Here is a 26716-nt window from a genome sequence, read left to right on the forward strand (position 1 = left end):
TGCACGTTTCTTTTCGCTGCAATGCGCATCCTGATTAGCTCAGATAAAGGGTGCCATTTTTCTACAGGCAGACTTTTTTTCTCAAATAAAACTAAACTTTTAGTTTTAAAACTAAGTAATTAGTTATATATTCAAATTACAGAACCTGAACAACACATAGATGAAAGAACTGACGAAGGCCGAAGAAGAGATTATGCAGGTACTCTGGAAGTTGCAACAAGCATTTGTCCGCGACATTCTGGAGGAACTACCGGAGCCAAAGCCTGCCTATAACACGGTGTCCACTATCGTGCGGATACTGGAGAGCAAAGGGTTTGTCGGGCACGAGGCCTTTGGCAAGTCGCACCAGTACTACCCGCTGGTGGCACAGGACAAGTATAAGAGCTACTTCCTGAAGAACTTTATGAGCGGCTACTTCGGTGGCTCCTTTGAAAAACTGGTATCGTTCTTCGCCAAAGACAATAACCTGAACGTGCAGGAACTGGATGAACTACTAAAGCAGGTAAAAGAAGACATAGACCCGGATAAGGAGGATCCGCAAAATGGAAGCACTACTTAACTTCATACTTAAATCCGGCATAGGGCTGCTGGCGCTGTACCTGTTTTACTACGCACTGCTGCGCAACGAAACCAACTTCCGGTTCAACAGACTGTACCTGCTGCTGGCTCCGCTGGTGGCGCTTACGCTACCCCTTATTAAGTGGCCTGCCCTGCTCTCTCCGGATACTGCCGTGGCACAGACACTTCAGGCTATCCAGTTATCTGAAGTGAATGTGGTAGCTTACGGGCAGCCAGAAAAGGGCGCTGCGCTGCTACAGTTTATAACGCCAACCAATCTAGCCCTGGGCTTATACTTGCTGGTGGCAGCGTTTCTTGCCTTTAAGCTGTGCAGGCAACTCTGGCACATCCGGAAGTTGAAATCCAAAGCAGTAACAGTTGCGCAGACACCGGACGCTGTACAGATAATACAGCTAGAGCAGCACTATTCTTCTTTTGCCTTTTTGAACTATGTGTTTTTGAGTAGCTAGGAGCAGCTCAGCCCACTCGAGAAGCAACAGGTGCTGGCGCATGAACTGGCTCACGTGCAATTGGGCCATACGTATGACATCCTGTTTTACGAGCTGCTATCTATTGTATTGTGGTTTAACCCGGTTGTCTGGTTTCTGAAGAGTGAGCTCCGCAACCTGCACGAGTTCCAGGCTGATGCCCGAGTGCTGGAGCAGCACCAGCTAAAGGAATACCGCACGCTCTTATCGAAGGAAGTGCTTTTTAACATGGGCCTGCCCGTAGGCAGTCATTTTCAGCGGCCGCAGGTGCTAAAACGTCTGCATATGCTGCAGCAACACGGCAAGCAACCAGGCTGGTTAAAACCCCTGCTCACGCTCCCCCTGTTTGTGGTGCTCCTGTTTTCCCTTACCTCCCAACAGGTAGCTGCCGATATTGCTTCGCAACTCGCCTCCCCAGCAGAGGCAGGCGCTCCTTCCTCAGAAGCCCTGCAAGCTGGTGAAGACAAATCCCAGCATTCGCCCTTACAGGCATTGGCTCCTACCATAGATGATGTCAGTAAAGCTTCTCCAGCACCTGCACAAACTGGCAAAATGCCGATCATGAAGGGTGATTCAACTGCAAACATGCCGGTTCGCAAAAGTGAGACTGCCGACGATATGCCTAACAGCTACACAGAAAGACATTACACTTATGCAGAGCAGATGCCCCAGTTTAAAGGAGGAGAAGAAGAAATGCTGAAGTACCTGGGCATGAATGTCCGCTACCCGGAAGAAGCACAAAAGGCGAAAGTAGAAGGTATAGTTGTGGCCAGCTTCATAGTTGAAGTGGATGGCTCCCTAAATGACATCCGGATTATAAAAGGGTTGGGCATGGGCACCGACGAAGAGATCATTCGGGTCGTAGAGTCGATGAACGGAAAATGGCTACCAGGTAAGCAGGATGGAAAAACTGTACCTGTTCAATATACTTTGCCTGTAAGGTTCACTATAAAATAACAGCGCTCAAAAGCCAAACACATGCTTGCTAAATCCTAAAACACCAGCTAAAAAGCTGGCGCTGGATTCCTATTGTCTTCTTTGAAATGATTTGTCATACAAAACACCTATAAGCTATGAGAAAGCACAACATATTTCAACTACTTTATAAAGCACCGCTGGTGGCGCTGCTCTTAAACATTGCAGCCTGCGCTACGGATGAAGAACCTGTTACCATCAATCAACCTGAAGCAGAAGCACTGCCTCCTAAACAGGAAGATGCTGCGGTAGAAGATGCTAAGGTATATAATTTTGTAGATCAAATGCCCGCTTTTGAAGGGAGTGAAGAGAAGATGTTTGAATTTTTACATGAGCACGTTCGCTACCCGAAGGAAGCACGGGAGGCAGGTGTAGAAGGGATAGTCGTCGTTAAGTTTATTGTTGAAAGAGACGGCTCCATTACTGATGTAGAAATGGAGAAGAACCTTCATCCTGAGATAGACCAGGAAGCTCTGCGAGTAGCACGAATGACGGATAGAAAATGGAAACCTGGCTTGCAGGACGGAGAACCCGTACGCGTGCAATACATCCTTCCGATGCGGTTTACAATAAAGTAAAACACCACACCTTTCATTAATCCTTTTTTTGCGCGGCTTGGAGCCGTTCTTGGAAAAATATTGCCTAAATAAATCAATTTAAACTTAAAACCAATAAAATGAAAAAGCTCACCTTAACGAAAACAACCATCCTCGCTTCCTTCTCCGCATGCCTGTTTGCCACCGTCTCCTGCTCTACTGATGAAGACCCAACAGCAGTGGTACAGGAACAGCAAACAACTTCACTTAAGAAAACAGACGCCTCAAGGCCTTACACTTATGTAGAGCAGATGCCGGAGTTTAAAGGAAACGAGAATGCACTGCTGTCCTTCCTGGGAAGTAACATCAGGTATCCTGAAGCGGCAGAGAAAGCAGGAATAGAGGGGCTCACTGTTTTAACGTTTGTTATAGAAACAGATGGCTCTGTGACAAATGTGCAAACGGTAAAAAGCCTTAGTCCTGAAATTGATCAGGAGGCTGCCCGGGTAATCAAACTCACAAGCGGGAACTGGAACCCAGGTAAACAGGACGGAGAACCTGTACGCGTTAAATATACCATTCCGGTCCGCTTCGCGCTGAAATAGAACTCCGAATGTTTGTAAAAATCAGTTGGCTGCGTCTCCTGACTACGGAGCTGATGTATTAGTGTTTTAATGTTGGCGAATAAAAGCAATGTAGCTTTTATTCGCCAACATCTGCTAAACCTTGAAAGTAAAGAGCATAATATTTTGGCTCTTTAATCAAAAACCTCTACCACTGCTCCTTCAATAAATGAGGGCCGCTGAAAACGTGTAGGAAATGAACTGTTATGATAATTTAACAAATTTTTATTAAATTCAGTATAATTCATATTCACTCTATACGCACCATCAGCTCATGAAAAACATACTACCTTTCTCTTGTCTCGCAGGCATTGTACTGCTGGGTTCCACTACGATCATAACACCGGAAGCACTGGCCCAAGCCGGTGATTCAGAGGAAAAAGTGTATTCTTATGTAGAGCAGATGCCAACATTTGCTGGTGGCGACACAGAAATGATGAACTTTATCACCAGCAATATCCGGTATCCACAGGACGCCCGTGAAGCAGGTGTAGAAGGCTTTGTTATAGTATCTTTTGTAGTAGAGACAAATGGTTCTGTCACTCACATTGATACCGTTAAAGGCCTGTCAGCGAGCACAGATGCCGAGGCAAAACGCTTGGCAGGTTTAACAGCTGGCAAATGGACGACAGGCAGGCAAAACGGAAAGCCTATACGGGTAAAGTATACCCTCCCGGTCAGGTTCAGCATGGACAAAGAGGGCAACCCGGCAGTATTACATAAAATGCCTCAGTTCAGAGGTGGCCAGGAGGCGATGGTACGTACTATCTACCAGCACCTGAAAATGCCTGCAGCAGCGCAACAAGAGAACATTAGTGCCCGCATGCAGGTGAACTTCAACATAGAGGAGGACGGTAAAGTGTCAAACATCGCCATTGCCAACACAAAGCTGAAGCATGTTGTGGGTGCCGGTGCCGACATGGACTACATGGATGCTTCTACTTTTAAGCTTCAGAACAAAACGGTGCTTGCCGAATTCAGCAAAGCAGCAGCCGAAGCCATACAGGCTACCAGTGGCATGTGGGAGGCTGGGACCAGGCACGGGAAACCAATAGTGGCAGAGGTAACCCTTCCTGTGCTGTTCTCAGGCGCCGGCGAGACCGACACAGAGCAAAATTTAGAGACCATGCTCCTCACCTACCAATCAGATGCTTACGATAGCAAATTCTCTTATAAAGCAGATGAAGTAGATGTGAGGCCGGCACTACAAGATGGAGCTGTAGACAAGTTCCTGGCAAAGCATCTTCGCTACCCCGATACCTCTTTCGAAGGCACCATCAAAGTAGCGTTCTTCGTAACGCAGGATGGCAGACTAATAGGCCCAAAGACAAATGTATCAGAAGAAGTAGCTATTGCTGACGAAATTGCAAGAGTATTTGAACTCACTGAAGGGAACTGGATACCTGCCAAAAAGAATTCTCAGCCAATAACAGCGATACAGGAGATTACGGTTGCGTTCGTGACAAAGGACAGCAAAAAGAAATCATCTGCTAGTGCGGCTATACCTGCAAACGTAGTAGTGACCAGGAACAAGTAGTTGTTTCAAACTACTCACCGCTCCGCTGGCTCTTTTAAATCAGGTCTACTGTATAAAGGCTCAAAGCTCATCATAGCAAAACAGCCCCGGCTAAAGTATAGCCGGGGCTGTTTCTGTTTTATACCAACTTGAGCATACTCAAAAGATAATGTTACTTAAAACTCCCACCCTTCGTTCAGCATGCCAATGGCGTGATAGGCTGTCATGTCGAACTGGCAAGGCACAATAGAGATATAGTTGTTCACCAGCGCCCACTCGTCGGTATCCTCGCCTTTGTCGAAATTCACGAAGCTGCCCGTCATCCAGTAGTATTTGCGGTTGCGCGGGTCCAGGCGCTCGTCAAACTCCTCCTGCCACTTGGCATGCGCCTGGCGGCAGATTTTGATGCCCTTGATCTTCTCCTCACTCTTCTTGGGCAGGTTTACGTTCAGGGCAGTGTTGTCCGGAATCTTATGCTCCAGCGCCTGACGGATAATCTTCTCCACAAACTCTTCGGTATGAGAAAAATCTGCCTCGTGCCCATAATCACAAAGCGAGAAACCGATAGACGGCATTCCCTCTATCGCCGCTTCTATCGCTGCCGACATCGTGCCGGAGTATAGCACGCTGATGCTGGAGTTGGAACCATGGTTGATGCCGCTCACCACCAGGTCAACTTTCCTATCTTTTACAACATGGTGCTTCGCCAGTTTCACGCAATCTGCCGGGGTGCCGGAGCACTCGTAGGCTTCCACATCCAGGTCCTCGAAAGCAATGGACCTATCCAGGCGAAGCGTATTGCCGATGGTGATGGCATGTCCCATACCCGACTGCGGACTATCTGGTGCTACAACCACCACATCGCCTATCTTCATGGCAACTTTTACCAGTGTACGTATGCCCGGTGCGGTAATGCCGTCGTCGTTTGAGACCAATATCAGTGGTTTTGCCATTCTATTATTTAATTAATGTATGATAATATTAAAGAATTCGATTTTAGTGCTAATATACTATAACCTCCTGCTGCGCTACAAGGTTTAAATAATAAAGAAAAGACACAAGCGCTATATGATGATAAGAAATATGCTATACGCCATCCTGCTGGGAGCAGGGATGGCCGCCTGCCTTTCGCAGCAGGAAAACGACGAAGAAACACAAACCGAAACCTTGCAACAGGAAGAAAACCTGAACCCAACCGGCAGCACAACAGCGCCCGCGCAGGTTCCGGATCCAGCCAGTTTCGTGATGGAAAAAGGCAAGGCAGGCGATGTTGCCATTGGTATGCCGATTGAGGAAGTGCGGAATAATGTACCCATGGGCTTTGCCGTTAAAGACACTATGCTGATGCTGGAGGGGCAGCAGAGTACAGCCTATGTGCTCACTCCCCAGGGCCAGGACAAGGGGTTGTTAGTTGAACAGCAATGTGAAGCAGGCTGCCGCGTGTGGCGCATCAGCGTCCTCAGTACTGATTTCAAAACACCAAAAGGGCTTGGAGTCGGCTCTAAGTATGGCGAGGTGAAAGAGGCCTACCCTATCGGAACAGTGGCACTGGCAGAAGGCAATTTTGTTGCTGTGTCGGAGGCGGCAGGAATGAGCTTTGTGCTCGACGACACCCAGCTGCCGCAGGATGCACAAGACCGAGGCAGGTATAACCCAGGAAATATTCCTGCCAACACCTTAGTAAAACGCATCATATTATATTAGTATGTTGCTATACTAAGTAGTAATATGTATTATTGTATTTATGTTACTTCTACGCTCCGACTTCCGGTATAAAGACTTTGGTTTGCTGCTGCTGCGCATTGGCATCGGCACGATGTTTATTTTGCACGGCTGGCCTAAACTTGCTGGCGGTCCTGAGCGTTGGGCAGCCATCGGGCAAAACATGGAATTCGTCGGCATTACTTTTGCCCCGGCATTCTGGGGCTTTATGGCAGGTTTCGCTGAGGTTGTGGGAGGTTTACTGCTGATACTGGGCCTGTTCTGGCGCATTACCTGTCTCCTGTTATTGTTTACGATGATCATTGCCACCGCGCGCCACGTAGCTGCTGGCGACGGCTTTGGTGGGTATTCTCACGCACTGGAAGCGGCTATTCTGTTCTTTTCGCTGTTCTTTATCGGCCCCGGCAAATACAGCCTTGATAACAAGTTCTTCCCCACAGATAAATACCGAAGCCGGTTTAGCAGAATTGTGGTGTAAGCCTGCGATTCAAGAGATACTTCTGAAGCCTTAGCCTTAAGCTGAGGCTTTTTTGTTGGGCTCCATTACTATAGCATGGCACAACACATTTCCCCTCAAAAATGCCTAATTTTACCTACTCATACATCCTACGCTAACCTGACAACATGCTAACTACTTTACTTTTGGCTGCCTTGCTATCTACCGGAGATCCCGGCCAAAATAAACCTGACCTGAAAACACCGTACGAGCAGGGCAACGGAAACCAAACCGCCACCTATGAGGAAGCCATCAACTGGTATCAGAAACTGGATGCCGCTTACGATGAAGTAAAAATGATACCGTATGGTACAACGGACGCAGGTCGCCCGCTGCACCTGGTGGTGGTTTCTACTGACAAAGACTTCGACCCGGCTTCTATACACCAGAAGAACAAACGCATCCTGCTCATCCAGAACGGCATTCACCCGGGAGAACCGGAAGGCATTGATGCGACCATGCTGCTGGTCCGCGATTACCTGCAGGACAAAAAGCTGCGCAGGCAACTCGACAATGTGGTGCTGGCCATCATACCCGTGTACAACATCGGCGGCGCGCTGAATCGCAACAGCCACACCCGCACCAACCAGAACGGGCCGAAGAGCTACGGTTTCCGGGGCAATGCCCGCAACCTGGACCTGAACCGCGACTTTATTAAAACGGACTCCGACAATGCCAAAACCTTCCATGAGATTTTTAGGGAATGGGACCCGGATGTATTCATGGACAACCACACTTCTAACGGTGCTGACTACCAGCACGTGATGACGCTCATTGCCACGCAGCACAACAAACTGCACCCGACGCTGGCAAAGTACCTCTCCGGCAAAATGGTGCCCACACTGTATGCAGGTATGAAGCAGGACAAGTTCCCGATGGTGCCCTACATGAATCACGCCGGTGACACACCCGATGAAGGCATCATTGGCTTTATGGAATCTCCGCGCTACGCCACCGGGTATACTGCCCTCTACAACACCATTGGCTTTGTACCCGAAACGCACATGCTGAAGCCATTCGACCAGCGCGTGAAAGCTACTTACAAGCTGATGGAAAACATGATTGAGACGGTGCACCGCGATGCGAAAGAGATTGGAGCATTGCGAGCCCAAGCAAAACAGGAAACGCTGCAGCAACAAAAATTCCCGCTGGACTGGAAACTGGACACCACCAAGATAAGCCAGATTCCTTTCCTGGGCTATGAAGCTAAATATAAGCCAAGCGAAGTAAGCGGCATCGACCGCCTGTACTACGACCGCAAGGCACCGTACAACAAAATGATTAACTACTACGACGAGTTTGTGCCGACTGTAACGGTAGAAAAACCGGTCGCATACATCATTCCGCAGGCCTGGGGCGAGGTAATTGAGCGACTGAAAGTAGACAAAGTACAGCTGCAGCAACTGAAAAAAGACACCACCCTCACCCTCGAAACCTACTACATCACAGATTATAAAACAGGTCAGCGCCCTTACGAAGGACATTATTTACACTCTGATGTACAGGTGGAGAAGAGAAATATACCGCGCCAGTTCTTTAAGGGCGATTACGTGGTGTACCTGAACCAGCCGGCTAACCGCTTTGTAGTAGAAGTGCTGGAGCCGCAGGCCGTAGACTCCTACTTTAACTGGAATTTTTTCGACTCTATTCTGATGCAGAAAGAGTATTTCTCGTCTTATGTATTTGAGGACTTAGCGGCGGAGTACCTTCAGAAAGACCCCGCCTTACGCCAGCGCCTCGAAGAACGAAAGAAGCAGGACCCGGACTTCGCAAAAAGCGCCCGGGCCCAGTTAGACTTTGTGTACCGCAACACCCCGCACTACGAGTACACGCACAATATGTACCCAGTTGGGAGACTGATGCAGGATGTGAAACTACCCTTGTAAATAACATGAAAAGCCACCGATGAGGTGGTTTTTCATGTTATAGCTGTTGTGTCACTTCTGAAATTATAATCACTTATTGCCAATCAATAAGAAAGTGCTATTGTACTACTCATTGATTCAGGGAAAAATCGATTTCATTTTGTCTGAGAGGCTGGTGGGGCAGGAATCCTATCTTTGTTGATGTCACGGTGCCGTGTAGTACCACTTAGATTAGTCTGCTGTGTTATAGTTAAATACATGGTGTGAATTTATTCGGGGGAATAGCACAGAGTTGGAATAACGAAACTATTTTGCCTAAGGTGCTTGTGCAGCCGAAGCCCGAAGAGTAGCCAAGTATGCTTTTGTTCTTTGTTAGCTGTTCGTGTTTCTTTCATTTCTAAACTGCTTCCAAAATTTATGAAGCTCATTCTCCCTCAATTCAACAAGCTTTTTAACTATATCCATTTCACACATATCAAACTCTGTTCTAAAATCAGTATGGCTGTCGAACAAATCAGAATTAATTTGAAAAATAATATCTTCAGTTAATTCTAAAAGAACTTTTAACTCCTCAAATTCAAAACCATATTGTTCTAAATCGGGCTTTTGCCTATCTGTATGCGCATAAAGCTTATCCCTTAAGACATTTATATTATTTATGGTACTTTCGTAAGACTGAAGCTTTAAGTCCCATTGTACTAATTTGGCTTGATCAAACTTAAGCTTAGAATAATGTCCGTACCTTTTTAGCTTCTTTAACAATTTAGGAACACTAAATTTCTGATTGTTGCTATCCTTGTTATAAAGTTTGCATAATTCTATTATCAAAACCCTTAGAATAGTATGTCGTGTGAAATTTAGAAAATGGTTTCTATTTATTTCTGTAGTCTCTTCTTCCGAATCAGGCTTATGGAGGTAATAAGAGTATTGATAGCTTTGCTTTGCTAAATGAAAAATCTTCCAAATTGATGATATGTCGCTTTTTAGTTCTGCTTTCAACTTTTTGAATGATTAATGTGACAGCCAACAGTTTATTAATGTAAAAGCCGTATCGAATCAAGGGTTTTATATATACAATGTTAGGCGTAGGACTATTACTTTTTATACAATAGCAGTGTCAATTCATCAACTTGAGACAATTGTTTGTCGGCAGTGACAAGAGGAAAATCCAAATATAATGCAGAAGCAACAACTATGGCATCTGGCAACTTAATCTTGTAGTTTTTTCTTAATAAGACTACAAGCCGCTTTATTTCCGCATTAATGTCAATTACAGTTGCTTCTCTTATAAGCTCCTGAATAATTTTTGAGTCGCTTTCAGATAAGTTGCTATATCCTAATAATTCTAGTTCGGTGACAAATGAAATGGTGATATGCTTCCCGTCAAGTAGTTCCGCTACTGTTTCGTCACCAGAGATGAGGTATAGCAAGATATTAGTGTCTACAAAAAGACTATTCCCACTCATTTCTTAAATTCTTCTGAATCGTGAGAGGCTCTTTTTCTAACTTAACTTTTCCACAATATTTGAAAGCATTCATCCCCTTCCGAGTACTTATGCTTTCAAGTGCTTTTTGAATGCTGATTCTGTCTGTACCTTTTTTTATAACAGTTACCATGCTAATTATATAATTCGTAAACAGTAAATAAATTTAATAATTTTTACTTCAAGATCTTATTTTTGTTTTGCCTTACGCCTAACTATAGTATAAGCGGAGTTGTTCAGCTTATGTGCACTATGTATGGAAACGGCTTCCTGGTCATCTGTCATTTTATGTAATTCCCTTAGGTTGAATACCATATCCACAGTTAGACTTATCCTTTTATTTCAGAACATGCGTCATAGATCCTATTTATTCTAAAAATTAGTACTTATCATATATAGAGAGTTATCTTCTTGAAAGAATACCCCTCCTACACTTCTATTTCACCGGATAAATAAGCTACTGCCTTGCCAGTTATTTTCACTCTGTCTCCCAGAAACTCACACCTCAGGTCACCTTGCCTTGCCGAAACCTGCTTGGCGCTAAGCACCTTTTTGTACAGCTTTTGGCTCCAGAATGGGGTAAGCGTAGTATGAGTAGAGCCTGTTACCGGGTCTTCGTCGATACCAACCTGAGGGCAGAAAAACCTTGACACAAAATCCACTTCATCGCCGGGGGCAGTCACAATGACGCCGCGTGCTTCTACGGATGCCAATATTCTGAAGTCAGGTGCCAAACGCTCTATTTCTTTTTGGGTATGGAAGAGCAGCAAATAATCAGTTTTGCCTTTGTAGACTTCTGCCGGTGTAGCGCCTAAAGCACTTATCAGCGCCTGCGGTGCCTCTACCTGCTTATACACATCTGCAGGGAAATCTAGTGTAAGCTCCTCTCCCTCTCTGTCCACTGTCAAAAGCCCGCTTCTACGCGATTGGAAGTTGATGGTGTTCGTAGGATGGTTATAGAAGTAAAACAACACATATGCTGATGCCAGAGTGGCGTGCCCGCAAAGGTCTACTTCCACCGTAGGGGTGAACCATCTTATTTCATAATCGCTCCCGTTTTGTACCACAAAAGCAGTTTCTGCCAGGTTGTTTTCAGCAGCTATCTGCTGCATTACCTTGTCCTCTAGCCATACATTCAGTACGCATACAGCAGCAGGATTGCCATGAAACACTTTGTCTGTAAAAGCATCTATCTGGTATAGTTTTATTTTTTCCATCTGTTTAATATGTTCGATTCATTATTGATGTTAATACAGGGTCAACTTTTTTGCCCCCTTTGAAGTAGGGCTGTTTCATTCTACATCTTTCGTAGCGCGAGACTCCTGGCTCGTGAATGATATCACGCGGCCTATAGTTGGTATTAATGAAAGCGGCCAGAGACCGTAGAATAGTAAACACGAGCGAAGACGCTCGCGCCATACGCGCCATAATTAAAGCAGTAAAAACTTGAGAATGAAACGGCCCTACCCCTTTAAAGGGGTAGTTTTTACAAACCCACTCTTTTTGGATTAGGTCAGTTGCAACAAGCAGTAACAGAAAAAGCCACCTCAGCGGTGGCTCTTCTTGTTACTGTTTATGCTTTTTGGTTATACATCCACAGAATCATACACCACTACCTTGTCCCACAGGTGAGAATAGTTCTCTACAAACTTCAGGTGTATTGGATGCTTCTGATACACTTCCTGCTCTTCCAGATTATTGAAGAACAATAACCAGGAAACGTCATACCCTCTTTCAATCACATCGCGGTTGGTGCTGGCTGGCACACCTATACGTGCCAGTTGTATGGCCTTTATGCTTTTCAGGGTATTCAGGCCTTCTATCAATTTCGCTTTATCTTCCGCAGAACCAGGATTCTTGAGCCAAAAATAAACATGATGGACAAAATCGCCTTTCTGTTTCTGCTTGCCTAAAGCCGGCATCACTCCAAAGAAACCGGCAAGGGATAAAGAAGTACTGTTGCCAAGGAACGACCTTCTGGATAGCTTTTTCATATAGTTTATTTTAACGCGCTGTTAAATGTATAGATTTATTTTAAACCTCCTCCTGCAATCCCCTCTTTTTCAAACCATGAAGTAAGCAATATTTCCGGACAATTCCGAAGTTAAAGGTCTTCCAGTCTCTCCTTCTGTTCAAATCCAGATAAATAGCACCAGCAAAGAGCCAAACAAATCTTTAACCGCTCCGGTACTATCTCTCATAAAGCCACTATATTATGAAAGAACAAACCGTAACTCCTTTGCACCTCCAGCCGGACGGCAACATCCCTAACAACCAGCAATTGCCCCTCCTGCTTTACCGGCAGGTATTCGCTGACAGCAATAACCTGGAGCACCAGTTTAAAGAGGCCTTTGCACAGCACAATTGGCGCGGTAGCTGGACCAATGGCGTATACGACTATCACCATTACCACAGCAAATCGCATGAAGTGTTAGGCGTGGCAGCAGGTTCGGCTACTATCGTTTTCGGTGGGCCAGGAGGGGAAGAAGTAGAAGTAAAGGCAGGTGATATGGTGGTGCTGCCTGCTGGCACCGGTCATTGCCGCAAGAGCGCCTCCTCTGATTTTAGTGTGGTAGGCGCTTACCCCGGCGGGCAGGAAAACTATGACATCTGCACCCAGGAAGACGACATGGAAGAAAAGAAACAGCATATAAAGCAGGTGCCCCTCCCCGGTGCAGATCCTGTAGCGGGTAAAGAAGGTCCGCTACTGCTGCACTGGAAGCAATAGAACAGCAAGCCTACTTTTTACCTGGTATCAAGCAAAAGTCCCGCCGGGACTAAAAAATAAACAAACGTGCTGATGTCTTACGTGCGGCTTTCAGAGAATTCTCCTTTATTATTCCTGATGCTATGATTTAGCATTCTCATGAAGTAGGCGCAGGAAATTTCCTCCTAAAATCTTATGTACATCCTCTTCGCTGTAGCCTCTTGCCAGCAACTCTTTTGTGATGACAGGAAAATCCTGCACCCCATTTAATTGCTGCGGTGTGGAGGAAATGCCGTCGAAGTCAGAGCCCAGGCCCACATGGTCTACGCCTATCAACTTCACGATATGGTCGAAGTGGTCGATCAGTAGCGACAAAGATGGGCGCATGGCTGCGGCCTCTTTCGGATACTTTTTAACTAACCAACTGTTGATAGCATAGCTTGACCAATTCAGTTGTTTTAAAGAGTCTACCTCTGCCTGGTGCCGGGAAATAAATTGCTGCCGTCGCTTACCAAAATCAGGGTCTACAAAACTTGCTTCGAAGTTTATGTTGATGACACCCCCGTTTTTCCCTACAGCCTTTATCTGCTCATCGGTCAGGTTTCTGAAGTGCGGGCTGATGGCTTTCACAGAGCTATGCGATACCAGTACCGGTTTAGTAGTAGTCTCCATGGCATCCCAGAACGTCTGCTCCCCCACATGGCTCAGGTCCACCAGCATCCCCAGTCCATTCATGCGCTGCACCACCTGCCGGCCGAAATCGTTCAGGCCTTTTTTGGGGTTTGGCACTTTGCCGCTGCTTTCGTCCATGGCAGAGGTAGCCCAGGAGGTAGAGTTATTCCAGGTAAGGGTCATGTAGCGGACACCACGGCGGTGGAGGCTGTCGAGGTAGCTGAGGTTGTCTTCTATCATATGTCCACCTTCCACCCCAATCATAGCAGCCAACTTCTGCTGCTGCACCGCCTGCATCACGTCAGCAGGTGTTTTAGCTATCATCACTTTATCAGGATGGCGGGCCGCCACCGCGTAAAGTGAATCTATCTGCCTGTTGGCATAAGCGAAGCCTTTTCCTTTCCCGTAGTTCTCGTCACTCCATACAGAGAAAACCTGCACATCCACTCCGCCTTCTTTAAACCGGGCTAAATCAGAATGTGTTTTGCCTTTCAGGTTATCAGCTATGTCTAATCCCTCCAGTATATTAATCAGCACATCATTATGCGTGTCCACTACAACAGCTTGCTCGTGCACTTCTTTGTAGTTCTGTGCCTGTAAGGAGGTATAGCCCAAAAGTAAGGCTGCAAGTGCCACGCCTTTGGCTAGCGATTTTCTGTTTGTCATGTATTTAGTCCGTCTTTGGCTGTTGTGTTTTAGCTCAGTAAGCGCATGATTTTATGCGCAGGGTATAACTATAAAATAGAACCCACTACTGTCCCTCTTAGGGGGGAACTCTAGCTATTGCAGAAACTCCTCTTCTCGGCCGGTGTGGGTAAAAGTTCTATAGTATAAGAATTCATGTAATTCTCAACCCTAGCCTAATAGCAGAGTTACCAAGATAGCAAATTCTTTTCAGTTTACCTGACCCAGTTGTCTACAATCAAACCAGAGAAAGCGAAGAAGTTGGTGAGGATATGCGCCATAGTTGGCGCGAGCACACGCTGCTGTTTGTAGGCTGTATAGCCCCAGAGGCAGCCCATGAAAAAGGCTCCGCCTACCAATGGCAGGAATCCACCCTGGTATGTGATGCCGTAAGCAGCATACACAGAAATGTGCCAGAGGCCGAAAAGGAGAGTTGGAAAAATAAATGCCAGCCATAAGTGTTGCTTATAGCGGCTTATAAAAGCTCCACGCCAGTATAATTCCTCTACAAAGCCATTAACTAAAGCCGCAGCGACAAGTATAAAATACAGCGTACTGTTGAGCTGAGAGTATGTTATCAGAAAAGCTGCAAAAAAAGCACCTACAGCCGGTACAAAGCAAAGGAACAGGAGTAAAACGTTCTGCCTGTTAAGTGGCGGCCATGTGTAGAGTTTCGCCATATTATTTCCTTTCAGTTGCACGCCATGCAGCAGGCAATACAACCAATAAATGCAGAAGCTGGCAAGGTAGCCAACTGTTTTACCTAAAAGCTGGGGCAGGAAAAAGAAGGCCGCAAAGGTGAGAGGCAAAATCAGGAAGCTAAAAAGAAACGGACTTTTGCTTCCCAGTATCTTCGGTTCAAGCATACGATACATAGGGTTTCAAACACGAATATATTCAGGATACAGTGCTATCAATGCCTCATAAGCGGCCTCAACCTCTGCCGGAATTTCCACAGCCGTAATAAAGCCTTTCCCTTTGGGACCATAGCCGTTTTCGTTGTTCCAAAGCCTTGGAATTTCTCCCATTAGCAGAGAAAACAGCCTGTCTATCCCGCAGAATTCGCGGTGCGCCCCATCCATATAGGTTAATTCCCCCTCTTTCAACTTCAGCAACGGAACAAAAGCAGCGAAGCTGATAAACTGCACATCTGCATTTTTCTGTTGCTGCCATACTTTCTCAAAAGAGGCCTGGCTTCTGCGCTGCAGCACCGGGTCTTGCAGGAGTAGTATAGTTTGAGGTTTTCTCTGTAGCTTCTCCAGCACCTGATACGCTTCTGTGGCATTGCTGCCGCAGTTGGTGGACTGGTTTTCTACTATAATACTGCTTTCCTCTATGTCCCAGTGCTTCACAAAGATGTCCTTCAGCATGTCGGCCTCTGCTCTGCCTCCTGTCCATACATTCTTGTATACCGGATGCCGTTTTATGTTTTCTTCCAGAAACATGGTGGAATGACCAATGCCGCCACAAATCATCAACTCTTTTGCCAAACCCTTCTGATAGGCTATTGCCGCCTGTTCTGCTACATTCAGGCTACTGTTGCCCAGCAGAATCAAGAGGTCGGCTTGTGGTATGCTATACTCTTTTTGAAGCGCTGCTTCCGTCAAACTGTCGATGTCCCTTTTCGCCAGGAAAGGGATGAGGGTGTTAAACAGAGAGAGGTGGTATTGCACTTTCTGCATGGCAAAATATCAGCCTGAGTTTTAAATCTATTCTTTACGAAGTACAAAGCAGCCAATCTTGTCGGGGTGGTCCTGCACTAAATCAGTGGACTGGCAGTGGCGAAGCATCCAAAGCACCAGCATGTCGCCGGCAGCGGCCAATGTAAAGAAAAGGCCGAAAAAGAATACCCAGGGATTCCCGAAAAACATACCAGTTACCGCAGGCAGGACTCCCATCACCACACCGGGCATCATGCCCCCGATGATATATTGCTTCAGGGGCAGCACTTCTTCACAGTGGCAATAAGGTGCAAGGGCTTTCCAGTGAATACCATACTTGATTGAACTGACGCCATTTTTACAAAAAGCAGCCCAGGTGAGGCCATGCAGTAGTTCGTGCACCACTGCTCCAGGTATAAAAACGAGCATCATCAGGAACGGCAGGAACAGAATACGACCACCATATACCTTCACCAGGCCTTCTATGGTTTCAGACGAAAATTGCTCCGGCCACAGCAGCACGTAAGGCACCAGGAGCACCAGCATGACGGGCAGGGCAAAAGCCAGTGCCTGCACGTTAGCTTCTGTAGCCGTAGTAGCAAGCTCTATTTTCCTGTAAGATTTTTCGGGCATGGCGACACCTGTCATCTGTCTATAGCTTTTACCTGCCTGAGCTGGCACTTAAAACAGTTTCCGGAGGTCAGCAAATGAATCGATGCTTTGTACATCAGCCGCCACTTCTCCGAAGCCATACCTTGCAAACACAAATGGCACCTCCGCAACCTGGCTCGCCTCGTAATCGCCTTTGGTATCGCCTATGTATATTGCATCCTTCAGGTTGTTGCGTTCGATAACAGCCTTGATGTTTTCTCCTTTGGGTCTGTTCTTGTCTCCGTAGCAGGCATGGTCGGTGAAGAAGTGCTGTAGCTGATGAAACTCCAGGAAATTATCAATATAGCCAACCTGGCAGTTGCTCACGATAAAGAGTTTGTAGTTTTCCTGTAACTGCTCCAATGTTTCCTTTAGCTGTGGGTATAACTCACCGCCCTTCTCCTTCAGTTTCTCCATCTGCAACTGGTCGCTCACTTTCTGCAATTTATGTCGCTGTTCCGGGCTCAGGTCCGGGAAAAGTTTTTCATAGATATCATCATGCGGCATTCCTGCAACATTGCGAATGTCGTCGGCAGTAAGCTTCTTGTCTACAAAATCAAACTGGTCGATGGTAGCGTTCCAGGCTTCGGCAATGGCAGGTGTGCAGTCCCATAGGGTGCCGTCCAGGTCAAAAATTAGTGCGTCAGTATTTTGGTTCATGTCGAAATTATCTAAGTGTTATGTAAGGCAGGACCTACTTCTAATGATCCGAAGGCTCCCGCCGCTGTTGTATGCTCTCACAAGGAACATGCTGGTCATAAGACGCAGTATAGGCATGTGTGGTTTATACGTGCCGTCTCCTGGTGTTAGCAACTCTCAAAGGTAAGGTATTTCAGAAACACCTAATGTCAATCATAATCTGGTGCTATAAGTCCTCCTCCGCTAGCCAGTAATATTATCAATGCTGTTACAGCCGTCGCTATTGCATGCTCACTACCAACTCCCGCAACTTCTCCGCATTGAAGACGGCGTTTCCGAGGATGGTGTTGTTGAAGTATACCCACACCTGCTTGCCATCCAGCAGCCAATCGTGAATCATAAAGGCGTAACGCTCCAGCTGTTCGTCGGTGTAGGCGGAAGCATACAGCTTCTCGTCGCCGTGCAGGCGCAGGTACATTGTGTCTGTAGTGGTGGCTTCAAGACAGGGAAAACGCTTGCCGCCACTCGTAATCACCCAGGTTATAGCATATTCGTGCAGCAAGTCCTGCGCCTCTTGCGTAAACCACGACTTATGCCGTGCCTCCAGCGCAAAATCCGGGGCAGGATATTTCCCGCGCAGCATATCAAAAAAATCAGCCACCACACCAAAATCAAAGTGCAGGCTGCCTGGCAACTGGATTAGAACCGGCCCCAGCCGCTCCCCCATCGCCAGGAAACGTGACATAAACTTTTCCACTGGTGCCTCTGTGTCTACTAAGCGGCGCTTGTGGGTGACCTCCTGGTGCATTTTGGCTGCAAACTTAAAGGATTCCGGTGTCTCGTTCAGCCACTTTTCAACTGTTTTTGCCATCGTGAAATGATAGAAGCTGCTGTTCAGTTCTGTGGTGTTGAAACGTGAGGCATAATAGCTCAGACGCTCCGCAGACTTGATTTCCTCGGGGTAAAAGACGCCCTGCCAGCGGTAGCTCCAGCCGGAGGTGCCTATGTATAAGTTATCGTGTAGTGCCATGGTTTAGGCAATACGTAAGGCAGTGGCTGCGTAGTTAATTCTGCGGATTCCTTTTATTTGTATTTCCTGTTCTCTATATTCAAGTAAAACAGCTTCGCAGCAGATGATACAGAGACTCACGTGACAGTAATACTAGACAGTAACAATCTTTCCAAGCGCTTCGGCTCCATACAGGCTGTAGATAACCTTTCCATTAAGGTGGAGCAGGGAAGCATTTACGGCATTCTGGGGCCTAATGGAAGCGGCAAAACCACCACACTAGGAATGGTGCTGGATGTGATCCGGCCTACTTCCGGCAGCTTTACATGGTTTGGCCAGGCAATTACCCGGGGCACGAAGCAGCGTGTGGGCGCCCTGCTCGAAACACCCAACTTCTACCCCTACCTCACCGCCCGGAAAAACATGGAGATAGTTGCCACCATAAAAGGGGTAAGCAACGCTAACATCAATCCGGTACTGCAGATCGTAGGGCTGGAAGAGCGGAAACACACGACCTTTAAAGGCTTTTCGCTGGGCATGAAACAGCGTCTGGCTATTGCCTCGGCACTTCTCAACAACCCGGAGGTGCTGGTACTGGACGAGCCGACAAACGGCTTGGACCCAGAGGGAATAGCCGAAATAAGGGAACTTATACTTAGCATAGCTTCTGAAGGGAAAACGATCATCCTGGCCAGCCACCTGCTGGATGAGGTAGAGAAGGTATGCACCCATGTGGCGGTGCTACAGGGCGGTGTGCTGCGGGCCGAAGGACCGGTAAGCACCATTCTCTCTGCCAAGGACCAAATTATCATCAGCGCGCCCGATACGGCACGTGTGCTGGAGGTGCTGCGGCAACTGCCCTTTGTGGAAAAATTTCAGCCGGACCGTGACCTGGTGCACCTCTCCTTGCAGGATAACTTTAGCAGCGCGGATGTGAACAAGGCGATGTTTGACGCAGGCATTGTGCTGACGCAACTAACGGTGCGACGCAAGAGCCTGGAAGCTCAGTTTCTGGAAATCATTAAAAAACAATCCTGATGAACTTACTCCGCATAGAGCTGCACAAGATACTGCCTTACCGTACGGTGTGGGTGATTCTGGCCACGTTTGCCATCCTGTTAACGCTCTTTCTGTACGCCAGCAGTCAGGTAACCGTGAACGGACAGCAACTAGGAGACACCATGTACCGCCTGCCTGCTTTCTGGCAGCGCCTCACCTACATCGCCAGCTACTTTAACCTGCTGTTCAGCATCCTCATTATTGTGCTGATAACAGACGAATACTCCTTCCGGACGCTACGGCAGCAGGTGATTGACGGCCTTTCCCGGGCAGAGCTGGTGATGGCCAAGTTCTACGTGATATTAACTCTTGCTGCAATAAGCACTCTCTTCCTGCTGCTACTGGGCCTGTACTTCGGCCTGCTTTACAGCACCGAACGTTCTTTATCGGCCATCTTCGGGCAGATAGAGGCGCTCTTCTATTATTTTGTGCAGTCGGTGGGATACATGACACTGGCCATGCTGTTTGCCTTTCTGATCAAGAAAAGTGGCTTGGCCATCGTGGGTTTTATTGCTTATACCATCATTGTGGAGCCCCTCATTCGTTTTCGCCTGCCAGAGGCAATAGACAAATATATGCCCATGAAGGTAATGGGAGGCCTGACGCCAATGCCGCTGCAGGAGGTACTCGACCAAATCACAACACCATCTGAAGTGCTCTCACCAGCCCTGGCAACTCTGCTGGCCGTTGTTTACATCGCGCTTTTCTGGCTATTCAGTTACTATGTACTCAGACTCCGCGACCTGTAGGTAGTTTTTACAGAGAATTGAAGTAGTTGACAATGGCGATCAGCTCGTGCGGTTTGCTGTAGTCCAGTTTTTTATTTTTAGCGAATTTCTTCACCTGCCTGGATTTCTTCCCGAACAGCCTGTGCAAATCTTTTCGCACGTTGCGCAGTGTTACGATTTCTCCATCCGGTAAGAGCACGTAGTAGAGTTCGTCGACCTGGTTTATGTAATTATTACCCATCGGGTATAAATACGGATCAGCATAGTAGCCTTGCCTGCTGGCATATTGCACATCGCGGCGAACATACTTTTCCCGCATCACAAGGGTAAGCGGCCCCTGATTCAATTGCTCAAAAAAGGTGGGTTTTTTAAAGTCAGTATAGTCGCGGCCCATGTCCCACATCAGTGTCTGGAAAATATAGGGTCTGTTACTGGGCTGCTCCTGCGCTACAAAGTACTGTACGTTTACCGGAGAAAACGCACTGATAGTACCATCTTCATTATGCACATTAATCACTTCCTGTGTCCGGTAAAATGTTAAAGGCCCGTAAATTGTATCTCCGGTAGTGAGCACAACCTTCCCGGCTGGCCATTCCTGCACATCAATTTCAGGACGGTATTGCGCAGATGCATCGAGTGAAAGTACCATTACAGCAATCACCACATACACCACCTGCGCAAGCATGGTTAAACTCTTTTTCATGTGGTTTAATATTTATAAATTCTACACATGTCGCAGAACGCGACTCATTCTACAAACTCTTACAAGTTAGTATGCTTCTTTTCCGATAAAAGTTACTTAACCTATTGAGTTTAAGTATAAAACTCTACAAACTACGTATTCATGCTGTTAAAAGTCTGGATTTTCAAGACTAGCCATAAAACCAGAAACCCTAACCTTCAGGGAAAAGGCAAGGGCACTCCGGTATTACAAACTGGCAGCTGTACAGGAAGTTTTAGTTTATTGCCACGTACTTAAAACGATAGCGACAGTTGCAGCAATGCCAACCAATGTTCCGATTCCTGCACCTGCAGCTGCTTTCCCTATCTTTTTCTTCTTTGCCTGCTCCTTGTAACCCTTCACGTATGTCGGGTAAGAGAGCAATACCATGTCTGATACCCTGTTCTGATGAACGTTTGGTGGCGTAAAAGCCAGAACGGCAGAACCAGCTAAGCCATACGGAACGATAAGCGCACTGGCAGCGGAGCCCCATAACACCCCGTTTCCTTTGTAGTATTGTATAGCGTCCCGCTTGCCTAACAGGTAGAGTTGGTCAGGTGATAGTGCTTGTGCTGTCACTACTTCGTTACCTGGCAGGTTTTCAGTAAATACTTCTTTGGTCCCGTTCTCAAACCGGATCATAAACACCTCTTTCTTTGGCAAGCGCAGAACCGCTGCTGCGGAGGAGTCCGGCTGGTGGTACAGTATTTCCTCTAGCGTAATTTCCAGCACCCGCGCCGGTATTTCGTCTCCGTTCACCTTTAAGATATAATCCTGTGCCAGGGCGTTCTGTAGCACGAGTGTAAGCATGATCAAAATCAGGTTTCGTTTCATGTAATGTAGTTAAATGAATGAGATAATGTGGTGGGGTAGCAACACTGGTGCTTAGTGGCAGTACACTATTCCTTATCCTCGTGCTAAGAACAGGTAACTTGTAGAAGCCCCTAATACATGGCCATAAATGAAGCGAAAAATATGCCGTATACTGTCACTGCAACGGCGGAACCTATACCTGCTCCTGCCAGCGCCTTCTTAATCTTTTTCTTTTTCGCCTGCTTTTCATAACCCCATACATACTCCGGGTGTGAGAGCAGTGCTGTGTCTGACACTTTGTTCTGATACACGTCGGTAGGGGCTACCCCCAGTGCTGCAGCTCCCAATAAACCATAAGGGAAGACCAGTGCTGTGGCGGCGGCTGAGCCCCACATCGTACCGTTCCCTTTGTAATATTGTAAGGCGTCCTGTCTGCCCAACAGGTATAATTGGTCCGGCGTTAGTACTTCCACTGCAGCCGTATCCTTTTCCGCCAGTCTTTGTGTAAACACTTCCTTTGTCCCGTCCTCAAACCGGATCATAAATACCTCCACCTTCGGAATGCGGGAGGCCAGTTCTTCTGCAGAATCCGGATGGTGGTACACAATATCTCCGGCTGTGATCTCCAGCACACGTGCTGGTATCTCGTCCCCGTTTACCTTCACTATGTAATCCTGTGCAAAGCCGCTCTGAAGCACAAGGGTTAATATGATTAAAATTAAATTCCGTTTCATATCGTTGAGCTTTATGTTTATTTTGTTGATGATGTTGAGGCACTGACCACGTTGGACGTATGGTCTGGTAGAAACGACCTGCAGTACCAGGTGAAAGCCGGCACTTAAAGGTAAGTGGGGAGGTAATTATGAATGAATAAGATACTTAATACTTTCGTGCGTTAAAGCCAAACAGCAGGCTGAACCTGGCACCGTCTTTTGACGGAGCTACTGCAAGGTTTACCGGAAAGTTAATGCCCTGACTCTGGAAATTAGTACCAATCGCCATGACCAGTCCGGCACCGCCCAGCGACACGTTCGGGCCAACTCCAAACTCAAAACCCTTTGCTGTTCTAAGCCCTATCAGGCCGCTCACGCTGGGCAGGAACTTGCCTTGTTCCAGACCACCCACCAGTGGCACGAACTCAAACAGCCCGGACATGCCGCTATCCAACGTAAAGATCCGGGTTTCGAACTGCCACCCGAACTGCGTAATAAAAGGATTTATATCCCTCCCAAACTCCTCAATAATATTATCGGCATAGCGCTCGCTCAGCACAGTGAAACCTACTCTTGGTCCCGAAAGCTTGAGTACCTGCTGCTCCTGTGGCACCTGTACTGGTTGGTAGACGGGTGCATTGGCAGCAGACCGGGCTGCCTCATTTAAAACTTCTTTTGTGCCATTCTCATACCTTATCATAAACACTTCTGCTTTCGAAACAGATATCATAGGCCCCTCTAGGTTATCGAAACGCTTGTATTTGACCAGGAGGGGAGTAATTTCCTGTACTTTTACCTGTAGTTCGTCTCCATTCCGCTTTACAAGTATATCCTGTGCCTGGCACAGCATGAATGCACACATCGCACTTAAGGTTAAAAACAGCTTTTTCATTTGTGTATAAGTATGAGGTTGATGTAAAATATTTTGTCTTATTCCTTGTGCTAAAGGTAGCCGGGCACCAGCCGCTAACAAAGCCTAATTACAATAATATCAGACTTTTACACATTAAATAACCAGACTCTATCTATCTATTTTACAGCATTTTATACTATAGTTATCAGACTTTTAATATTTTAGATTATCTTACACTGAAGTAGCCAAAAGCCTATAAAAACTGCTGCAAACAAAATGGATGACCTGAAGATTACGCTCGATACCTTTTCTGATGATGACAAGCGCGAATTAGCTGTGTTTATACAGCGGGAGAAAAAGAAAAAGCACCGGAAGGACCTGGAGCTATTCCAGCTCCTGCAACAGAAGAAAAACTATAAGCCGGAGCAAGTTATTCAGCGCCTCTACCCGGATGACCCTAACCCAGTGGCATACTATGCGCTCCGTAAGCGGCTCATGCGCCACATCACCAATTTTATACTCTTAAAGCGCGTAGAGCAGGATATTACAGCTGCCTCTCCTATTATGGGTATGCTGTCGCTGGCGCACTATTTATTTGACATGCGGGCAGATAAACTGGCCTGGACTTACCTGCGCAAAGCGGAGAAACTGGCCACTACAAACGAGCAATATGACTTGCTGAACATGGTGTACAATCTTCAGATAGAAAAAGCCGACAGTGAGTTTGCCGACATCCTGGATCTGATCATCAGCAAGCGCAACCAGAACAAACTGGCAGCCGACGAAGAAGAGCGGGCCAACATTGCCAGCAGCATTATCAGCCAGCGCCTGCAGGCTGTGCGCCGCCAGGGCAGCGACCTGTATTTTAACAACATCATACAGGAGGTGCTGAAAACGTATGGGCTCACAGAGGCGGTAAGCAAGCGACCTTCGCTCCTTTACAAGCTGCTCTCTATTGCTAGAAGCGCCGTTCTGGCCCGTAAAGACTTCATCTCTTTTGAACCCTACATCATTGCCCAGTACCACGAAGCCGAACAGAAATATGGTTTCAGGAAAGCGCACCAATACTACAAGGCAAGCCTGCTGTATATGATTGCTCACGTGCTGTACCGCAATAAGAAGTTTCGGGAATCAATGCACTACCTGGGACTGCTGCACGAAGGCATCAGCGGAGAAGGCAAAAGCCACTATGTGCTGTTTTACCCGCGCTATACCTTCCTGATGGTTGCCAACCTGGTGTTCCTGTTCCGGATACAGGAAGCCATCGAGTTGATGGAAAACCTGCTCTTTAAGAACTCAGCGATTCTAGGCACAAAGGATCTGCTGACGGCCCAGTTGGGATTAAGCTTTAACTATTTTGCACAGGGCGCTTTTTCAAAAGCCAATAAAGTGCTCCTGAACATCAACCATTCCGATAAGTGGTGCGAAGGAAAAATGGGCCGTGAATGGGTGCTCAAAAAGAACCTCGGTGAGCTCCTTATACAATACGAACTAGGCAATGAAGATTTGGTACTGAACAAGATAAGGGGGTTTGAGCGCACCTTCAGCGCCCTTCTGCAGGAGCCTGCTTATAGAAACGTGAAACACTACCTGCAACTCATCAAGCACATGATCGATTTTCCGGAGGAGGTATACCGCACTGAGTTTGTGCAGAGTGTGGAGAACACACTGGAGTTCACCTCTTTTGAAGGCACCGACATACAAGCTATGAGCTTCTACGCCTGGCTGAAATCCAAGATGCTGCGGCGCCCTTACTACGATGTGCTGTTAGAACTGGCCCAGACAAAACATTAATTTGAAGGCATAGAGCAGACCATGAAACAGACGCAGCCACAGCAGGTACCTAAAAAAAATCCTGAGAATTACGAATAAACGCTCCTTCTCAGGATTTATACTACTGTTGATTCAGGTTAGACTGATGCTTGATGGTAGTAGACTGCAAAATTTCGTGGCCCAGTTTATCCCGCTTTGTTGTAAGATAGTGCTGGTTATGTTCGTTTGGGAAAATCTCTATCGCCACCCGATCTACAATTTCCAGGCCGTAGCCCATCAGGCCGGAACGCTTCTTAGGGTTATTGGAGATCAGCCTCATTTTCGTCACGCCCAGGTCACGTAGTATCTGTGCACCTACGCCATAATCGCGCTCGTCCATGGCAAAGCCCAGTTCAATGTTCGCTTCTACTGTGTCGCGTCCCTGCTCCTGCAGCTTATAGGCCTTTAGTTTGTTTATCAGGCCGATGCCGCGGCCTTCCTGATTCATATAGACTACCACGCCTTTCCCTTCTTTCTCAACCATGCGCATGGCCTCGTGCAGTTGTGGGCCGCAGTCGCAGCGGCATGAACCGAAGATATCACCGGTTACGCAGGAAGAATGCACCCGCACCAGGATAGGCTCGCCCTCTTCCCAGGTACCTTTTACCAGTGCCAGGTGCTTGGCACCTGTGCTACGCTGCGTAAAGGCATATAAATCGAAATTCCCGAAGTCGGTTGGCATTTGCACCGCAATTTCACGGTCAATCAAGCTCTCTTTCTGCAGCCGGTACTTAATCAGGTCTTTTATGGAAATAAGCTTCAGGTTGAAGCGGTCAGCCACCCGGAAAAGGTCAGGCAGACGGGCCATCGTACCATCCTCATTCATGATTTCCACCAACACACCAGCTGGTGCGAGTCCGGCTAAGCGTGCCAGGTCTACCGCTGCTTCGGTATGGCCGGAGCGTCGCAGCACCCCTTCTTTTTTTGCTTTAAGCGGAAAAATATGGCCCGGTTTGCCCAGCGCGTGCGGATCGGTGTTCGGGTCTACGAGCGCCTGAATGGTTTTGGCACGGTCGGAGGCAGAGATACCGGTCGTGCAGCCATGGCCAATCAAATCCACCGATACGGTGAAAGGTGTGGCGTGCAGAGCTGTGTTTCGCCCCACCATCAGTTCCAGCCCCAGTTCATCACAACGTTCTTCTGTAAGTGGCGCACAAATGAGCCCCCGGCCGTGTGTGGCCATAAAGTTTACGATTTCAGGGGTTATTTTCTCGGCTGCACACACAAAGTCGCCTTCGTTTTCGCGGTCATCGTCGTCTACCACAATCACCACTTTGCCCTGGCGTATATCCTCAATAGCAGACTCAATAGAGTCTAAAGGCCTGCTATCATTTGTTGTATTGGATTCCATATATTTCTGTTGTGCCTGCACTGCATAGGTAGCAGCCCCGGCTATTGATCTATTAGTAAAAGCCATGCAAAATTAAAAAGTTTAAACGGCTTTCCCTTTTTTATTTGATCAACACTTTTAAGGGGGATTTAGTTGTCCAGGACTCTTAGGATTCAGGGATTAACAGAAGGAAGGAGTAGCACTTTGCCGAAGACCTCGCAGCGTGCGCAGCTTCTGCGAGTGCCTGGTACAATATAGCTGTTGCTCAGGTAAAGAATCCTCTAACCTCTTTGAGGTTTTCCTTTTAGGAATTGAAGAGACAAATCCATACTATTTGCCATATGTTTCAAGCAGAAGCTTCTGGTTCAGACGCTCGCAGGAGCTGCACACGCTGCGAGGTC

The 26716-nt window shown here is 47.2% G+C and carries 29 protein-coding genes and 1 pseudogene; 14 read left to right on the forward strand and 16 right to left on the reverse strand.

What is annotated here, in order from left to right; genetic code table 11:
- The first annotated feature begins 160 nt into the window (after positions 1 to 160).
- The 7 genes and pseudogenes from E1919_RS19935 (at position 161) to E1919_RS19960 (ending at position 4717) form a co-directional block, all read left to right on the forward strand.
- Positions 161 to 559: a BlaI/MecI/CopY family transcriptional regulator gene (locus E1919_RS19935; protein ID WP_162055184.1), complete on the forward strand. Its 399-nt coding sequence runs from the start codon at positions 161 to 163 to the stop codon at positions 557 to 559.
- Complete coding sequence (locus E1919_RS19940) at positions 543 to 1028, forward strand: hypothetical protein (RefSeq protein WP_162055185.1); 486 nt, start codon at positions 543 to 545, stop codon at positions 1026 to 1028. Before E1919_RS19935 ends, E1919_RS19940 begins: the two co-directional genes overlap by 17 nt.
- A 15-nt stretch (positions 1029 to 1043) precedes the next feature.
- Positions 1044 to 1316 (forward strand): annotated as a pseudogene (locus tag E1919_RS27935) (M56 family metallopeptidase); the annotation flags it as partial.
- A 441-nt stretch (positions 1317 to 1757) separates the two neighbouring features.
- Entirely contained in the window at positions 1758 to 2003 is a 246-nt protein-coding gene (locus E1919_RS27940) for an energy transducer TonB (RefSeq protein ID WP_262888741.1), read from the forward strand.
- Positions 2004 to 2119: 116 nt separating this feature from the next.
- Entirely contained in the window at positions 2120 to 2599 is a 480-nt protein-coding gene (locus tag E1919_RS19950) for an energy transducer TonB (protein WP_162055187.1), read from the forward strand.
- Between the two features lie 98 nt (positions 2600 to 2697).
- Positions 2698 to 3162: an energy transducer TonB gene (locus E1919_RS19955; RefSeq protein ID WP_162055188.1), complete on the forward strand. Its 465-nt coding sequence runs from the start codon at positions 2698 to 2700 to the stop codon at positions 3160 to 3162.
- A 292-nt stretch (positions 3163 to 3454) separates the two neighbouring features.
- A complete protein-coding gene (locus tag E1919_RS19960; protein ID WP_162055189.1) occupies positions 3455 to 4717 on the forward strand; it encodes a TonB family protein in 1263 nt (420 codons plus the stop codon).
- A gap of 155 nt (positions 4718 to 4872) precedes the next feature.
- Here the strand turns inward: E1919_RS19960 and surE are convergent, their stop codons facing one another.
- Positions 4873 to 5649, reverse strand: coding sequence for a 5'/3'-nucleotidase SurE (surE, locus tag E1919_RS19965; RefSeq protein ID WP_162055190.1), 777 nt, complete (start codon positions 5647 to 5649; stop codon positions 4873 to 4875).
- A gap of 115 nt (positions 5650 to 5764) precedes the next feature.
- Between surE and E1919_RS19970 the strand changes: the two genes are divergently transcribed.
- From E1919_RS19970 to E1919_RS19980, 3 genes are all read left to right on the forward strand, one after another.
- Entirely contained in the window at positions 5765 to 6400 is a 636-nt protein-coding gene (locus E1919_RS19970; protein ID WP_237144683.1) for a mechanosensitive ion channel protein MscS, read from the forward strand.
- Positions 6401 to 6440: 40 nt separating this feature from the next.
- Positions 6441 to 6896, forward strand: a complete 456-nt coding sequence (locus E1919_RS19975) for a DoxX family protein (RefSeq protein ID WP_162055191.1) — start codon at positions 6441 to 6443, stop codon at positions 6894 to 6896.
- A gap of 146 nt (positions 6897 to 7042) precedes the next feature.
- Entirely contained in the window at positions 7043 to 8800 is a 1758-nt protein-coding gene (locus E1919_RS19980; RefSeq protein ID WP_162055192.1) for a M14 family zinc carboxypeptidase, read from the forward strand.
- Positions 8801 to 9151: 351 nt separating this feature from the next.
- Here the strand turns inward: E1919_RS19980 and E1919_RS19985 are convergent, their stop codons facing one another.
- The 4 genes from E1919_RS19985 to E1919_RS20000 form a co-directional block, all read right to left on the reverse strand.
- Complete coding sequence (locus tag E1919_RS19985; RefSeq protein WP_162055193.1) at positions 9152 to 9778, reverse strand: AbiU2 domain-containing protein; 627 nt, start codon at positions 9776 to 9778, stop codon at positions 9152 to 9154.
- Positions 9779 to 9873: 95 nt separating this feature from the next.
- Positions 9874 to 10245 (reverse strand): type II toxin-antitoxin system VapC family toxin, encoded by a 372-nt coding sequence (locus E1919_RS19990; protein ID WP_162055194.1) that lies wholly within the window; start codon positions 10243 to 10245, stop codon positions 9874 to 9876.
- Positions 10246 to 10691: 446 nt separating this feature from the next.
- Positions 10692 to 11480 (reverse strand): PhzF family phenazine biosynthesis protein, encoded by a 789-nt coding sequence (locus tag E1919_RS19995; RefSeq protein WP_162055195.1) that lies wholly within the window; start codon positions 11478 to 11480, stop codon positions 10692 to 10694.
- A gap of 369 nt (positions 11481 to 11849) precedes the next feature.
- Positions 11850 to 12257 carry a Dabb family protein gene (locus E1919_RS20000; RefSeq protein ID WP_162055196.1) on the reverse strand — a complete coding sequence of 136 codons (408 nt, stop codon included), beginning with the start codon at positions 12255 to 12257 and terminating at the stop codon, positions 11850 to 11852.
- Positions 12258 to 12478: 221 nt separating this feature from the next.
- Here E1919_RS20000 and E1919_RS20005 point away from each other — a divergent pair, with 221 nt between their 5' ends.
- Positions 12479 to 12991 (forward strand): cupin domain-containing protein, encoded by a 513-nt coding sequence (locus E1919_RS20005; RefSeq protein WP_162055197.1) that lies wholly within the window; start codon positions 12479 to 12481, stop codon positions 12989 to 12991.
- A gap of 120 nt (positions 12992 to 13111) precedes the next feature.
- Here E1919_RS20005 and E1919_RS20010 read toward each other — a convergent pair whose 3' ends face one another.
- The 6 genes from E1919_RS20010 to E1919_RS20035 form a co-directional block, all read right to left on the reverse strand.
- Complete coding sequence (locus tag E1919_RS20010) at positions 13112 to 14308, reverse strand: dipeptidase (protein WP_162055198.1); 1197 nt, start codon at positions 14306 to 14308, stop codon at positions 13112 to 13114.
- Positions 14309 to 14541: 233 nt separating this feature from the next.
- Positions 14542 to 15192, reverse strand: a complete 651-nt coding sequence (locus E1919_RS20015) for a CPBP family intramembrane glutamic endopeptidase (protein WP_162055199.1) — start codon at positions 15190 to 15192, stop codon at positions 14542 to 14544.
- 15 nt (positions 15193 to 15207) lie between these two features.
- Positions 15208 to 16008: a YdcF family protein gene (locus E1919_RS20020; RefSeq protein ID WP_162055200.1), complete on the reverse strand. Its 801-nt coding sequence runs from the start codon at positions 16006 to 16008 to the stop codon at positions 15208 to 15210.
- 27 nt (positions 16009 to 16035) lie between these two features.
- Complete coding sequence (locus E1919_RS20025; RefSeq protein WP_162055201.1) at positions 16036 to 16635, reverse strand: DUF3267 domain-containing protein; 600 nt, start codon at positions 16633 to 16635, stop codon at positions 16036 to 16038.
- A gap of 33 nt (positions 16636 to 16668) precedes the next feature.
- The gene (locus E1919_RS20030) at positions 16669 to 17298 is read right to left on the reverse strand and encodes an HAD family hydrolase (protein ID WP_162055202.1); all 630 of its coding nucleotides are present in this window, start codon (positions 17296 to 17298) and stop codon (positions 16669 to 16671) included.
- 259 nt (positions 17299 to 17557) lie between these two features.
- Positions 17558 to 18307 carry a DUF72 domain-containing protein gene (locus E1919_RS20035; protein ID WP_162055203.1) on the reverse strand — a complete coding sequence of 250 codons (750 nt, stop codon included), beginning with the start codon at positions 18305 to 18307 and terminating at the stop codon, positions 17558 to 17560.
- Between the two features lie 120 nt (positions 18308 to 18427).
- Between E1919_RS20035 and E1919_RS20040 the strand changes: the two genes are divergently transcribed.
- Both E1919_RS20040 and E1919_RS20045 read left to right on the forward strand, forming a co-directional pair.
- Positions 18428 to 19324, forward strand: a complete 897-nt coding sequence (locus E1919_RS20040) for an ABC transporter ATP-binding protein (protein ID WP_162055204.1) — start codon at positions 18428 to 18430, stop codon at positions 19322 to 19324.
- Positions 19324 to 20094, forward strand: a complete 771-nt coding sequence (locus E1919_RS20045) for an ABC transporter permease (protein ID WP_162055205.1) — start codon at positions 19324 to 19326, stop codon at positions 20092 to 20094. Before E1919_RS20040 ends, E1919_RS20045 begins: the two co-directional genes overlap by 1 nt.
- A gap of 7 nt (positions 20095 to 20101) precedes the next feature.
- Here E1919_RS20045 and E1919_RS20050 read toward each other — a convergent pair whose 3' ends face one another.
- From E1919_RS20050 to E1919_RS20065, 4 genes are all read right to left on the reverse strand, one after another.
- Entirely contained in the window at positions 20102 to 20776 is a 675-nt protein-coding gene (locus E1919_RS20050) for a hypothetical protein (RefSeq protein ID WP_162055206.1), read from the reverse strand.
- A gap of 258 nt (positions 20777 to 21034) precedes the next feature.
- Positions 21035 to 21628, reverse strand: coding sequence for a hypothetical protein (locus tag E1919_RS20055; RefSeq protein ID WP_162055207.1), 594 nt, complete (start codon positions 21626 to 21628; stop codon positions 21035 to 21037).
- A gap of 110 nt (positions 21629 to 21738) precedes the next feature.
- Complete coding sequence (locus tag E1919_RS20060) at positions 21739 to 22341, reverse strand: hypothetical protein (protein WP_162055208.1); 603 nt, start codon at positions 22339 to 22341, stop codon at positions 21739 to 21741.
- Between the two features lie 145 nt (positions 22342 to 22486).
- Positions 22487 to 23212 (reverse strand): hypothetical protein, encoded by a 726-nt coding sequence (locus tag E1919_RS20065; protein ID WP_162055209.1) that lies wholly within the window; start codon positions 23210 to 23212, stop codon positions 22487 to 22489.
- 237 nt (positions 23213 to 23449) lie between these two features.
- Between E1919_RS20065 and E1919_RS20070 the strand changes: the two genes are divergently transcribed.
- Entirely contained in the window at positions 23450 to 24967 is a 1518-nt protein-coding gene (locus tag E1919_RS20070) for a hypothetical protein (protein ID WP_162055210.1), read from the forward strand.
- Positions 24968 to 25067: 100 nt separating this feature from the next.
- On the opposite strand, the gene E1919_RS20075 is transcribed toward E1919_RS20070, so the two are convergent.
- Positions 25068 to 26336: a bifunctional 3,4-dihydroxy-2-butanone-4-phosphate synthase/GTP cyclohydrolase II gene (locus tag E1919_RS20075; protein ID WP_162055211.1), complete on the reverse strand. Its 1269-nt coding sequence runs from the start codon at positions 26334 to 26336 to the stop codon at positions 25068 to 25070.
- Positions 26337 to 26716: the final 380 nt, after the last annotated feature.

Source organism: Pontibacter pamirensis (assembly GCF_010015475.1).
Classification (GTDB): domain Bacteria; phylum Bacteroidota; class Bacteroidia; order Cytophagales; family Hymenobacteraceae; genus Pontibacter; species Pontibacter pamirensis.